The 12,816-nt window shown below is 65.8% G+C and carries 14 protein-coding genes; 3 read left to right on the top strand and 11 right to left on the bottom strand.

Going from position 1 to position 12,816, the window contains the following annotated elements; translation table 11 throughout:
- Positions 1 to 144 precede the first annotated feature (144 nt).
- From DFO47_RS11025 to DFO47_RS11005, 5 genes are read right to left on the bottom strand one after another with little or no spacing between them, the layout of a single operon-like run.
- Positions 145 to 1,329 (bottom strand): hypothetical protein, encoded by a 1,185-nt coding sequence (locus tag DFO47_RS11025; protein WP_133831643.1) that lies wholly within the window; start codon positions 1,327 to 1,329, stop codon positions 145 to 147.
- Complete coding sequence (locus DFO47_RS11020) at positions 1,323 to 2,612, bottom strand: glucarate dehydratase family protein (protein ID WP_133831642.1); 1,290 nt, start codon at positions 2,610 to 2,612, stop codon at positions 1,323 to 1,325. Before DFO47_RS11020 ends, DFO47_RS11025 begins: the two co-directional genes overlap by 7 nt.
- A 46-nt stretch (positions 2,613 to 2,658) precedes the next feature.
- Complete coding sequence (locus DFO47_RS11015; RefSeq protein WP_133831641.1) at positions 2,659 to 3,570, bottom strand: carbohydrate ABC transporter permease; 912 nt, start codon at positions 3,568 to 3,570, stop codon at positions 2,659 to 2,661.
- Entirely contained in the window at positions 3,567 to 4,517 is a 951-nt protein-coding gene (locus DFO47_RS11010) for a sugar ABC transporter permease (protein ID WP_018761516.1), read from the bottom strand. Before DFO47_RS11010 ends, DFO47_RS11015 begins: the two co-directional genes overlap by 4 nt.
- Complete coding sequence (locus tag DFO47_RS11005; RefSeq protein ID WP_133831640.1) at positions 4,514 to 5,839, bottom strand: extracellular solute-binding protein; 1,326 nt, start codon at positions 5,837 to 5,839, stop codon at positions 4,514 to 4,516. Before DFO47_RS11005 ends, DFO47_RS11010 begins: the two co-directional genes overlap by 4 nt.
- Positions 5,840 to 5,940: 101 nt before the next feature.
- Here DFO47_RS11005 and DFO47_RS11000 point away from each other — a divergent pair, with 101 nt between their 5' ends.
- The gene (locus DFO47_RS11000) at positions 5,941 to 6,774 is read left to right on the top strand and encodes an NAD(P)-dependent oxidoreductase (protein WP_243835442.1); all 834 of its coding nucleotides are present in this window, start codon (positions 5,941 to 5,943) and stop codon (positions 6,772 to 6,774) included.
- Between the two features lie 40 nt (positions 6,775 to 6,814).
- Positions 6,815 to 7,627, top strand: coding sequence for an IclR family transcriptional regulator (locus DFO47_RS10995; protein WP_109044495.1), 813 nt, complete (start codon positions 6,815 to 6,817; stop codon positions 7,625 to 7,627).
- Between the two features lie 54 nt (positions 7,628 to 7,681).
- Here DFO47_RS10995 and DFO47_RS10990 read toward each other — a convergent pair whose 3' ends face one another.
- From DFO47_RS10990 to DFO47_RS10975, 4 genes are read right to left on the bottom strand one after another with little or no spacing between them, the layout of a single operon-like run.
- On the bottom strand, positions 7,682 to 8,629 hold the full coding sequence (locus DFO47_RS10990) for an alpha/beta hydrolase (RefSeq protein ID WP_208294394.1): 948 nt from the start codon (positions 8,627 to 8,629) through the stop codon (positions 7,682 to 7,684).
- Positions 8,630 to 8,653: 24 nt separating this feature from the next.
- The gene (locus tag DFO47_RS10985; RefSeq protein ID WP_243835440.1) at positions 8,654 to 9,520 is read right to left on the bottom strand and encodes a restriction endonuclease; all 867 of its coding nucleotides are present in this window, start codon (positions 9,518 to 9,520) and stop codon (positions 8,654 to 8,656) included.
- Between the two features lie 50 nt (positions 9,521 to 9,570).
- Complete coding sequence (locus DFO47_RS10980) at positions 9,571 to 9,765, bottom strand: hypothetical protein (protein ID WP_133831638.1); 195 nt, start codon at positions 9,763 to 9,765, stop codon at positions 9,571 to 9,573.
- Entirely contained in the window at positions 9,762 to 10,100 is a 339-nt protein-coding gene (locus DFO47_RS10975) for a hypothetical protein (RefSeq protein WP_243835438.1), read from the bottom strand. The genes DFO47_RS10980 and DFO47_RS10975 overlap by 4 nt, the downstream gene beginning before the upstream one ends.
- Positions 10,101 to 10,128: 28 nt before the next feature.
- Here DFO47_RS10975 and DFO47_RS10970 point away from each other — a divergent pair, with 28 nt between their 5' ends.
- On the top strand, positions 10,129 to 11,586 hold the full coding sequence (locus DFO47_RS10970) for a DUF5129 domain-containing protein (protein WP_133831637.1): 1,458 nt from the start codon (positions 10,129 to 10,131) through the stop codon (positions 11,584 to 11,586).
- Positions 11,587 to 11,609: 23 nt separating this feature from the next.
- Here the strand turns inward: DFO47_RS10970 and DFO47_RS21485 are convergent, their stop codons facing one another.
- Together DFO47_RS21485 and DFO47_RS10955 are read right to left on the bottom strand one after the other, a co-directional pair.
- Complete coding sequence (locus DFO47_RS21485) at positions 11,610 to 12,044, bottom strand: YegP family protein (RefSeq protein ID WP_133831636.1); 435 nt, start codon at positions 12,042 to 12,044, stop codon at positions 11,610 to 11,612.
- Between the two features lie 293 nt (positions 12,045 to 12,337).
- A complete protein-coding gene (locus tag DFO47_RS10955) occupies positions 12,338 to 12,808 on the bottom strand; it encodes a GyrI-like domain-containing protein (RefSeq protein WP_133831634.1) in 471 nt (156 codons plus the stop codon).
- Between the last annotated feature and the right edge of the window lie 8 nt (positions 12,809 to 12,816).

The raw sequence follows: 12,816 nt of genomic DNA, 5'->3' as shown, positions 1-12,816 counted from the left end.
CCTCGCCGGCAGGATCTTGTTTTCAACGGTAGGACTGGAACCCCAGCGGCCGCCCACGATCCCCGCAAATTTGGCTCAAGATTCGGACCCGGGGCGCCGGCGATCAGGGCGGCAGCGCGCCGGTGCCGGCCCCGGACCAAGCCCTCAGCGCAGCCCGGCGAGTGCCGCAGACATTGCCGAAAGCCGCCTGGTCGAGGCAAGTCCCAGATGATACACGTGCAGTTCGTCGGCGCCGGCCGCATGAAGTGCGCCCCACTCGCCGGCCAGCCCGCCGCCGTCGGGCGCCTTTGGCGGCAGCGCCAGGACGTACGCGCCGGTGCGCACACCGTTGGTTGACATGGCTTGGACCGTCAGCGCACCGTCGTCCGGGTTGCCCCAGCAAGGCACGACGGCGGTCACGTCACCACGCTGCCTCCACAGCCGGCTCCTGCGCAGCGCCTCCACCGGCAGGAACGGTCCCGTGTTCCAGGGATCCGGGGACGCGTGCAAGGAGATTTGGGGATTGGAGCCGGAGGCTGCAACGGCCGTCAGGCACTGATCGAGAAGCGCTGCGGCGGCGTCCCACCTGACCTCCAGCAGCGGGAGGAAGTCCTGCGCCCCGGCCGCTGTGGCTGCGGTGAGCCCGGGATCCTCTGATTCCATAACTGCTGCACGCACCCGGCCCTGCTCCACGTCAGCCGGCAGGCCGCGAGCCTCATAGGAAGCCTTGCATGCCTCGCAGAAACACAGCGACAGCAGAGCCTGCACCCATGGTGAGTACTCCGCGCCCTCCGTCTTTTCATGCCTGTTCTGGTGGCTGAATCCCAGCGGCCCCACAGCTTCCAGGATGAGGCCGTCGGGCTGCCCGTGGGCCAGGACCTGGGCCACGATGCCGGCGGTGTAACCGCGGACCTCCGGGTGCGAGGGGCACAGGGCATAGCTGTAGACCTCGCCGAAGGCGTTGCGCACGCACATGCCGGGGTTGTTGCCCCCGGCTGCGCTTGAGTGGGTCAGGACCGTCCATGCGTCCACCGGGATGTTGGCGGCACGGAGTACCAAAGCGGCCTCACCGAACGCGTTGTCCGTGCCCGTCCATTCGCTCGCACTGCCCGGGACGATGGGGTTGGCTGCGAACGCATCCGCGGCGGGAACATAGAGTGCCGCGGATTGGGCGTCCACCACGCGGCGGCCGGGGTGCCTTGGCGTGCCGGCCCGCACCGAATGGTAAGCCGCCGCAAGCGCCACGCGATCCACGCCGCTGGCCTTGATCCAGTGAACGGCTCCGGGGTCACCCAGCACGTCCCAGGGATAGAGGTAGCCGGTGGCCCGCGGCGCCTGCGTGCCTACCACCGGGGGAGGTCCGCCGTGAAGTCGGGAACGAAGCGCTGCATGTAGCCGGTGTCATCGCGGGCCGTCATCCGGGCGTCCAGGTACTGCTGGTGCAGTTCGGCCAGTTTGTCCCGGTCCAGTTCCACGCCCAATCCCGTGCCTGTGGGAACCCGGACGCTGCCGTCCTCGAAGCGCAGGGCGCCGGGCTTGACCACATCGTTGTGCCCGTTCCAGGGATAGTGGGTGTCACAGGCGTACGTCAGGGCCGGGGTGGCCGCGGCCACGTGCACCATGGCGGCGAGGCTGATGCCCAGGTGGGAGTTGGAGTGCATGGACAATCCTATTCCGAACGTCTCACAGATGGCTCCGAGCTCCCGGGTGTGGCGCAGGCCGCCCCAGTAGTGGTGGTCGCCGAGGATGACCTGGACTGAGTCCAGTTCGACGCTCCGCTTGATGTGCTCGAACGCAACGACGCACATGTTGGTGGCCAGGGGCATGGTGGCTACGGCGGCCACCTGCCCCATTCCCTCAAGGCCCGGCGTCGGATCCTCCAGGTACTCCAGCAAACCCTCGGTTTCCCGGGCAACCCACTGGGACGTTTCCACTGTCCATGCGGTGTTGGGGTCGAGCCGCAGCGGCATGTCCGGAAACGCTTCGCGAAGGGCCCTGATGGCCTCGATTTCCTCCGCCGGCGGGAAGACTCCGCCCTTGAGTTTGATGGACTTGAACCCGTAATCGGCAATCATCTTTTGTGCCTGCCTGACAATGCCCGCGGGGTCCAGCGCCTCACCCCACTCGTCGCCGATGGCAGGTTTGCCGTCCATGGCCGGATGCTCCTTCCACTTGTAGAAAAGGTAGGCGCTGAAGGGAACTTCGTTGCGGACGGTGCCGCCCAGCAGTTCACTGACAGTCCGGCCCGTGGCGTGTCCCTGGATGTCCAGCGCGGCAACCTCGAAGGCGGAGAAGACGGCTGCCCGTTCGAACGCGGACAGGGCGGTGTCGAGGGCCTGGTTGATCAGCTGTTCCATCCGGGTGGTCTCGAAGACATTCACGCCTTTGATGGCGTTGGCCCCTACAGCAAGGTTGTCCAGCCGGCTGCGGCCGCCGGCGCATTCGCCCAGCCCCAGCAGGCCGTTGGCTGTCCGGACCTCAATGACCACCCGGTGGACCAAGGGTTCGTGCACTCCGACGGCGTTCAGCAGCGGAGGGTCTGAGAACGCAATGGGCGTGATGGTGATATCCGTGATGATGAGGTCCGCCGCTACGGGTGTGGACGCTGCGTGGATGGTGGTGCTGGTTTTCATAAGGTTTCTTTCGTGGAATGGGCGGCGGGGGAGTGAAGGGTATGCCCTACCCCTTGGTGGCGCCCGAAGTGATGCCGCGGATCATGGAGCGTTGCAGGAAGAGGTACACCAGGAGGCTGGGAATCATGGCCATCAGGGCGCCCGCCAGCAGTACGCCGGGGCCCACCGTGGTGTCATTGCGCAGCACCGAGAGCGCGACGGTCAGGGTGTAGTCGCTGGGGTCATTGGCGGCGATGAGGGGCAGCAGGTACTGGTCCCAGACCATCATGAAGCCGAAGATTCCGATGACGCCGAGGGCGGGTTTGCAGAGCGGCAGGATGATGGTGAACAGCATCCGGAATTCGCCCACTCCGTCCAGCCGGGCGGCTTCCTCGATCTCGCCCGGGATCTCCTTCATGAATTCACTCATGATGAAGATGGAGAAACCCCAGATGCCCACCGGGAGGATGACGGCCAGGACGGAACCGCGCAGGCTGATCCCCAGCAGCGGCAAATCTCCAAGGACCAGGGACAGCGGGATGCCGATAATCTCTTCCGGGAGCATCATGGTCATCAGGACCAGGAGCAGCACCAGCGCCTGTCCGCGGAACTTCCTCCGGCTCAGGCTGTAGGCGGCGAACACCGAAACTGTCATCTGCAGCAGGAGTCCGCCGCCGGCCACCACCAGGGAGTTCAGCAGGTAACCCCACAGCCCTTGTTGCGTGGCCGCCTCAAAATTCCGCAGCGTGAAGTTCTTGGGCAGCAGCGATATGTCCGTGGGGCTGGAATTCCGGTCAAAGGCACCGGAAATGATGGCCACGAAGGGCAGCGCAAAGATGCAGAAGACCAGCACGCAGAGCAGGACGCGGAGGACCATGTTCGGCCCCAGCCGGGGAGACCAGCCCAATGCGGTGTCGAATCGCGCTCCGGCGGAAGGCTTGGCTGGGCGCGCCTTGGGGCGGGAAACGGTATGGGTCATCGTACGGCCTTCCTTTTGCCAACAAGCTGTGTCCCCACCGTGAGCAGCAGGGTGACCACCAGCAGTAGGACGGCGGCCGCAGACGCGACCCCGATGTCATTGCGTTGGAATCCGAGAGAGTACATGCGCGTCATCCAGACTTCGGTGGACCCGGCGGGACCGCCGCCGGTGAGTACGTAGACCTCGGTGAAACTTCGAAGGCTCCGGATGGCGGCCAGGGTCAGGACAATCACCAGCGATGGGCGCAGGGCCGGCAGAGTGATATAGCGCAGACGCTGCCAGACGCTGGCTCCGTCCACCCCCGCCGATTCGTAGAGGGAACGGTCCACGCCGGTGAGGCCGGCGAGGATGATCACCATGTTGTAGGGTGCGCCGCTCCAGATGCCGACGACGGCGATGGACCACAGTGCCGTGTCCGTACCGTTGAGGAACTGCAGCGGACCGAGTCCCAGCCAGCCCAGGATATTGTTCAGCGGTCCGTCAGCGGTGGGAAAGTACAGGATCCGCCAGATCTCGCCTACGACGGCCAGGGCCGTCACAACAGGCAGGAAGATGGTGGTGCGCAGGATCCACAGCGACCGGGCCTGGCCTTCAAGGAGGAGGGCCAACGCGAACCCGACCACGAGGGCGCCCAGCGTCTGGGTTACGCCGAGTACCACCGTGTGGCCCAGGGCTTCCATGAACCGGGCGTCCGTCAGGACGCTGATGTAGTTGTCCATGCCGACAAACACGTCCCCCAGGAACGGCTGGACCTTGAAGAAGCTCAGCCGGATGCCCTCGACCATGGGGATGAACTTGAAATAGAGGCCCAGCACGGCCGCCGGCACCAGGAAGAGCCAGATGGCCAGGAGTTGCTTGCCGTTGCTGCGCTTCCTGCGCACCGGCACCTGCCCCGTGTCCGGAGCTCCGGTCAGCGACCGTGCTGGTTTGGTTGGGGCTGTGGTCATGACTTCGCGTTCTGGCTTGTCAGTTCGTTGTTGATGGCGGTGTCAAGGTCCTTGAGGCCGGACGACACGTTGTCTGCAGCGCAGTCGGAGGCGATCTTGTTCAGTGCTTCCGCGGCGGCCTGCTTGATCGGGACGAAGTTGATGGCGGACGGGAAGGCCTTCGAAGAGTTCTTCAACGCATCCTGGACCACGGCCCAGCGCGGATCGTTGTAGACGGCGGCGGCATCGACGCCCGAATTCACGGGAACCCGGACGATTGGCTGCTTGCCGGCGGTCATGCCCGCCTTCTGCCCCTCTGCCGAGACGAGGTAGTCGATGACCTGCTTGGTCTGGTCCTTCTTGCCATTGGTGGCAGTGACGTAGATGTTCTCGCCTTCTGCCAGGACGGTGTTGTCCTTGCTGCCCTTCGGGGTCTCGATGACCTCGTACTTGTCCTTGCCGAGCGAGGCATCGAACGAGGAGAAGTTGTAGGGGCCGGTCAGGATGATGCCTGTTTTGCCGGTCTGGAAGAATGGGGTCGCGGCGCTCGTGGCCGCGGTGAGGGCGCCCGGCTGGGTGTTGCCCGGGGTGCAGAACTGCTGCTTGATCCACGTGACGCCCGCTTGGGCGCCGGAGGCGGAGGCCGAGTACTTGCCGTTGCCGTCGTCCTTGAGGTAGGCCCCGCCGTCCTGCCAGAGGTAGGAGGAGGCCCACCAGCCGAAGTAGCCGCGCTCTGTGGAGCCGGGAACAGTCATGCCATAGGTGTCGGCCTGGCCGTTGCCGTCGGGGTCCTGCGTGGCGAAAGCGGTTGCGAGCTTTGCCAGGTCCTCCTGCGTCTTGGGGATGGGCAGGCCCAGCTTTTCACGCCAGTCTTTGCGGATCATCGTCACCATGGTCTGGCGGGAAAACGGTACGCCGTAGGTGGAGCCGTCCAGGCCTTGTGTTTCCTTCCACAGGGAGTCCGGGATCGTGTCATTTCCTGCGACGGAGGACTTGTCAATCTTCTGCAGGTAGCCCTGGGATGTGTAGTTGCCCAACGCAGCTGAGTCGTTGATGACGATGTCGGGCAGTTTCTTGGACGCCGCCCTGGTCTGAAGCTGCTGGTCCAGGTCCGGGACACCCTGGAAGTTGACCTGCACACCCGTCTTGGCGGTGAACTCCTTGAACAGTGCGGAGTATGTGGTGGCGGCATCGGTTCCGGCTCGCGCCCACACCTCGATGGGTTGTCCATCATCCTTCGCCGCCGGTGCCGAGGATCCGCTGCCGCAACCGGTCAGCAAGGCAGCCGAAGCTATGGACAGCGCCAGCGCCGCCCGGGAGCGGGACTTGAATTTCGAATCCACTCTGATTCTCCTTTTTACATATATAAATGACTGTTACTATGTGAAACGTACTTCACGAGAGTATGATCATGGTCACAGGCTGTCAACCACTGGAGGAAATCTTGGCCGCACGATCGAAGCCCGTCACTGTTGCCGTCACCGGAGGGGCGGGAATGATGGCCACGCTGCTGCGGCCTTATCTGGCAGAGGCCGGATATGCCGTCCGCCTGCTGGACCTGGCAGAGGCTGCCGACCCCCGTGCGCACGAGTCGGTATACGTGGGATCGGTAACGGACCCCGACTTCATGAACGCCGCCCTGGCCGGAGTCACCGGGGTTGTGCATTGGGGCGGCCTGCACCGCGAGATGACGTGGGAGGAAATTGTGTCCACCAACATCACGGGCACCCAGGTGACGCTTGAAGCGGCCCGTCGCAACGGCGTCGACCGTGTCCTCCTGGCCAGCTCCACGCACGCCGTGGGATTCCATCCCACGCACGCGGCGGCAGAGGATGCTGTCCTGCCGCCGCGCCCGGACACCTACTACGGCGTCAGCAAAGCCGCCGTGGAGGCGCTGGGCAGCCTGTACGCCGACAAGTTCGGCATGAAGGTGGTCAGTGCGCGCATCGGCACCGGCGGTGCGCGGCCGGACAACCTGCGGACCCTTGGTTCGTGGCTCTCCCCGGCGGATTCCTTCCGCCTGGTGGAGGCGGCACTCAGCGATGCGGGCGCGCCCGGCCACCATGTGGTGTGGGCGGTATCCGCCAACAGCCGGGGATGGGCGAACCTGGAAGCCGGCCGTGCCATCGGATTTGAGCCGCGGGACAATGCGGAAGAATTCGCCGGCGACGTTGACACCACGACTCCCGATGAATGGGCTGCACTCCTTGGCGGCGCCTGGGCGGGCAGTGACCATAAGGTGGGAATAGACAACTACCCGCACCTGGCCGTCAAATGAGTTGCGGCGAGCCGGGACTGTGGCGACAGGGGGAGCACTGATGGCATCACTCGAGGTCCAGGAGAGTCCGCGCGGGGAGGCGCCGGGCGGCGACGTGAAACTGGTAAAGTCCGCCGAGCGCACCATCGCGATCCTCGAGCTGGTCGCTGCGGCCCCGCAGCCGCTGACAACCGCCGAGATCTTCAAACTGACCGGCTATCCGCGCTCCAGCCTGCACTGGCTGCTGCTGACTTTGCTTGAGCTGAACTGGATCGAGCAGACGCCGGAGGGCGCCTACCGGATCGGGACGCATGCACTCCTGTGCGGCACCGCGTACCTTGACCGTGATCCTGTGATGGAACATGTCTCCGGCATCCTGGAAAAAGTCCGCAACGCGACCACTTTCACAACCCACTACGCCCGCCTGGACCGTTCCGACGTCATCTACCTGGCCACCCGGCAGGCAGTGGACCGCCGCCGGCTTTCCTCCCGGGTGGGCCGCAAGCTGCCGGCCCAGGTGACTGCGCTGGGAAAGGCCATCCTGTCCGAATACACCGACGAGGAAGTAAGGCAACGGCTTGGTCCGGGACCCTACGCCCCGCTGACCCCCAACACGGTGCCTGACTTCGGGGCCCTGCAGGCAGAGCTCGCCGAATTCCGGAAAACCGGGCACGCCGTGGAGTGGGAACAGAACACGGTTGGGCTGTGCTGTGTCAGTGTGGTGGTCCCGTACCGCATCCCCGGCACGGACGCCATGAGCTGCTCCATGCCGATCGAGCTGGCCACCGATGACGTCATCGAAAAGACCGTGGAGACCCTGCACTCAGCGGCCGGCGAACTGGCCCGCACTTTGCGCGCCGCAGGCATCCGCTAGGCCTTCCCTCAGGGCCTGGCTGCCGATCCGCCGGCCCCTGGCGGCAGCAGGGCGCTACGCCTCCCCGGCCCCGGCGTACAGGGCCAGCAAATCCCGGCTGAACTCGTGGGGCGAGGTTTCGCAGGGGCTGTGGCCACCCCGGTACACCCCGATCCGCGCCTTGATGGCCTGGGCAAACTGCCGGTGCAGGCTCAGCGGCCACAGGTCGTGGTCACCGACCGCTACGAACTTGGGCAGGGATGCCCCGGCCAGCTCCTGCCGGACATCCGGAACATGCTGCATGAGGGTGTAGATGTCCCGGATTGAGGCCCGCCGGGTGAAACGGAATCGATAGTTCACGAACCGCTGCCTGCCCCGCGGGACCCTCGCCACCCGGCCGCTGCGGATGCCCCAGATGAGCAGGGCGGCCCCTGCCCGGCCGTTCACCCACGTGCTGAACCGGCCGATCCTGCCCACTCCCTTGAAGCCATGTCCCGGTTCGGGCGGGCAGGCCAGCAGCGTCAAGGACCGGAAAAGCCCGGGCCGCTCCACATAGGCGAGCTGGGCGATGATGGCGGCGAACGAGTACCCAACCACATGGACCGGCGTTGCCGTCGTCTCCAGGACGGCCACAAAGTCATCCACGAACAGCCGGTAGTCGTAATGGTTGCGTGGCGGAACCAGATTCTCCGGGCCGGCCCCGGCTGACTGGTATTGGCCTGCAAGGTCGTAAGCGAGAACAAAGTAACCCGCCGCGGCGAGGTCCGGCATCATCAGGGAAAAATCCTCTTTCGACCCCGTGGCGCCGGGGACCAGCACGACGCAGGGATCATCCGGATCGCCCAACGCGACAGCCGCAAGCTTGCCGCTCGGCACGTCGATGGTGAAGTCCACCGAGCCTGGCGGCGGGACTGCCCAGTCGACGTCGCCGAGCCCCGCATCCAGCTGTGCGGCCGCGTCCGCCCGGGCACGACCGAGGTCCCCCGGGTCTTCCCCGTTCCCGCTCCGGCCAGGCTTTGCCATGGTCCCAACATAGTCCGGTAAACCCTACGTGGGGCCGCCCCCGAGAATCCGGCGTGCATCGGCCTGCGCTTGGAGTTGGGCCGTGCTGACCACGTCACCCGCCACGTTGCCGCCGGCGGAGGCCATGGTGCGCAGTTCCGCAACCGTCCGGGGCGGGTTCTCGCTGTGCGCGACCACGTGGCAGTTCCGGCACAGCGGGACGAGATCGGCTACGGGGTCAAGCTGATAGCTGTTCCCCAGCATCTCTGCCGGAACCAGGTGGTGCACGGCAACCATGGCGGCACCGGCCACTCCGTAGGTGGCTTCAAAGGAAAAGCCGCAGGCCGCGCAGGACGTGCCGTGGAACGCCAAACACAACCTGCGGGTATCCGGGTCCCGCTCGTAGCGGTTCACTTGGACGTGGCGGACGGCAGAAGGGTGAAAGGTTCCACCGGGGAGTTCATCGGGATCCGTCATCGCAGGACCTTGGATACGCCACAGCCTGTGAAGGGCCGGCTCGGACTCCGGCGGGACTTCCACCAAGGAGTGCGCGGACTCACCGGCAAGGAAACCGCCCGGAAACGCGGACTCAATGATTTCAGGGCCGGTCTGTTCACCCAAGGGCAGCAGCGAGTCGAAGACCACCGTGATGAACCAGCCAGTGTCTGAGGCATGGTCGGCTGCGGGGACCTGGTAAGGCTCGGACTCCACCAGCCCATGGCCGATCAGGCCATTGCCCTGCCCGCCGCCGCGCAGCAGCAGCCAGGCGTCCGTTCCCGGGATTGCTTCCGGCCGGGAATCGAGTTTCCACCGGTCCACGAACCTGCCGGACTCCATGACCTGTTCGACGGCGGCACGGTAGTCCCGGCGATGCAGGTCGTCGGCGTCCACGGCCAGTATTACTGCAGCCACCGTTCACCTTGCCTTGGCGCGCGGGGCCGGCCCCCACCGTGCAGCGGGATTTAGATCGGTTCCTTGGCCAGCGCCTTGGTCTTGGCGGGTGTTTCGCGCCCCAGCCTTTCATCGAGCGTGACCCGGAGCCTGGCCGCAGCGACCTGGACCCGGCGCTCGGCGGGGGTTGCCTTCTTTGTGGCCGAGGGGGCAGCGGCTTTCCGTGCGGGGTGGACATAACGCTGCTCAGGCGACGTTGCGCTCATGGTCCAACCTCCTCGGCATTTTCTTCGTCTTTCGTTTCATTCTCGCCCAAGATGGCGCGGCCGTCCACGCCGGCCGCCTCCTCCCATGGGCCCGTGTCCGTCTCAGTGTCCTCTCCGTTCTCTTCCCCGGAGACGCTCTTCCAGGCAATATCGAACAGCTCGAGCTCCTCGGTGCGCGCGAGCCCGCTCCGTGCCAGCACCTCCAGGGTGGCCAGCCCCAGCGCTTTGGTTCCTTCTTCCGGGTCCAGGGCCCTGTCCAAGGCCCACTGGGTCCGCCGCCACCACTCGGCCCGGCGGGACTTTTGGCCCTTTGTCCGGCTTGGTCCTGGTTCCATCCTGATTCCACGCAGTAAGGAGAGGGACATGGGTACTCTGGCCAGCCGGATTGGTGTGATCGTGCTTGCGCTGGGTGCCCTCCTGGTGGCGGTGCCGGCGGCGAGCGCCGCGGGTGCGCCCGTGGCCATCGTTGTGGAGGACACCGCAGGGGTGCTGGACCAGAACACGCTGGTCCCCGCCGTCGAAAGTATCCAGTTCTACGAACCCACCCGTATCGCAGTCTTCACCTACAACGGAACCGCCGCGGACAACCTTAACGAAAAGGTCCTCGCGTTTGCCCGGTCCCGGCATCCGGAATGGATCAGTGCGGATGGGCAGAAATGGGCGGACGGGTTATTCATTTTCGCGCTCGATCCTGTGGGCCGCCACGTGGGCACATACATGGGTGAGGACCGGAAAGTGTCCTTGGAGCAGCGTGGCGACATCCAGGACGCGTCGAAGGAACTCTTCCGTGACGCCCAGTGGACCGACGGCACCGTGGCCGGCATCCGCCGGGCCGCCGAGCTCATCAACCAGCCATGGTACCGCTCTGCCGGGTTCCTCATCACAGTGTGGGTAACGGGCGGGCTGGCGGCGCTGGGCGCAGCCGCATGGCTTACAGTCCGCGGCGTGACACGAGCCAGGTGCCGCAGGCAGATTGATCGGGGGGACCGCAGCTATTCCAACGTCAGCATGGACCTGGAGGTCACGGAGCTGAACGCGGGCACCATCCCCGAATCGTCGCGCTATGGCAGCCAGGTCCTGGAGAAGCACCGCACTTTCCTGAGCCGGTACGCAGCCACCACGGACTTGTCCAACCAGGTGCATGCGCTCCCGCGGCGAGCGCTGAGCCGGCGGAAAAGCCTCAACCTTGCCCGCGAATTCGCCGACAACGCAGCCCAGCTGGATGCCCTGGATGACGTCATCGCGGACAGCAACGCCCTGCTGAACCGCGCCGCCACCTGGCCCCCGGCCTGGGACCGGCAGCTTGCACCGTTCCGCGAGGACTTAGCCGGGCTGGAGCAGCTCCTGAGCAAGAGGCACGGGCAGGGCGAGTCCGCCAGCGCGGCGGCCCTGCGGTCCTTCAGGGACGAAAGCCTGCGGGAGATCGAGCGCTGGACGGCTGACCTGGCCGACGGAACAATCACGCCGGAGCAGGCACTGGACCGGCTCTACGATGCCCGTTCCCGGCTGTCGGAGCTGTTGGAGCAGCACGCCGAAACGGTCATCCAGGGGTTCGCCAGGAATGAGGACGAGGCGCGCTTGATGCGGGAGAAAATGGACGCCGCCCATGAAGGGCCCACCCACCACGGGCAGCGCAGGTACGAACCCAGCATCCTTGGCACGTGCTATCCCACATACCAGTTCTTCTCCGTTGCCACCTTCAACTCCGGGTTCAGCACCGGCATCGGCAGTGTCAACTCGGCCAGGGGCGGCGGCAGCACCACCGGGTACGGCAGCACCGGTGGGAGCTTTTCCGGGTCGGGCAGTTCGTCAAGCTTCTAGTTCCGGGGGCGGTATCCGGAGGCCTACGCGACGCCGCGCGCACCCAACCGGCCGATTCCGCGCCGGATGCTGTACCGGGTGGGTGCTGCGGGAGCGAGGACGAGTCCCGCTGGTGGCACCACGTCACGGATCAGTCCGGTCCCTGCACATTCCCGGACTTCTTCTATGGCTGCGGCCGCCGACCGCTTGTCCGTGAACGGGCCGGAGACAGCCAGAACGTGGCCGTCCGGCATCACAAGCCGGAATCGGATCCGGCGCGGATGTACAACCACAGCGGTGTTCCGGCCCAGACCACCATCCCAGAGGACACGGCCCGCGTTTAGGGCCCAAAGTCCCGGTTGGCCGGTTCCGGCTGCCGGGCAGGGCCCACGGCAGGGCGCCGAATACCAGGGCCACCAGCGGCAGGCTCCCGTCAAAGAGCAACAGGCCCAGGCCTCTTCATGCCTGGGCTCCGCCATATGGGGCGCCGGCGTAGACAGCACCATTCGGCCCGGCTGTCAGGCGGTTCCGTTGGTTCACCCAACGAGGTACCAAGTGCCCTGTTCTGTGGCGCCGGTCCTTGCACGTTTCCCGGGCCGCCGCTGAACCGGACTCCTCCCGAGGAACAATGGGCACCGGGCCTGCAGGCCAGCCTCCGCCAACTGCGCCGGGACATAGCCCGTGACGGGTGGCAACTATCTGCCCGCGGCACACAGCCCTGGGATCTGACCTTCAGCCGTGCCAGGAGCTGATCGACGGCGTCTGCCCTGCCTTAGGCAACGGGCCAAACCACCTTGGTCTGCCACGTGGCCGGATCCGGCTGCTTTTCCGGATCGCTCAAGTAGTATTCCCACACCATCCCGCCCGGGGTGGCGCCGTCTTCCTCCATGCGCTGCCGGATGGCATCGTAGGTGGTGCCCAACGTGTCATACGGGCCGCTGTGGATGGCCTCATACGCATCGGTGTCGGGAAGCGTCCCGCTGGCCACCTCGCCTGTTCCGTGAAAGCGTCCCGCGACGGGGAAACCCGCTTCGACGTCCACTGATTCGCCAGGCATACCGTGGTACAGCGCGAACGGCGGGCCTGCAGGGCTGGCGCCCTGCATCTGGACAGCCGCCATGACGGCACCGAAGGCCCTGCCAAAAAAGCCTGTCAGTGCGTCCATCGGGACGCGTTCGCGGACGACTGCCACAGCCTGCTCCGCAACGTGGGTCTTCCGCGGTTCCTGCCCATTTCCGTTCATGCCACCAG

This window comes from Arthrobacter sp. AG258, from assembly GCF_004364695.1.
Lineage (GTDB): Bacteria > Actinomycetota > Actinomycetes > Actinomycetales > Micrococcaceae > Arthrobacter.
The sequence above is the reverse complement of the archived record's forward strand: the minus strand, read 5'-3'. Positions and strand labels throughout refer to the sequence as shown.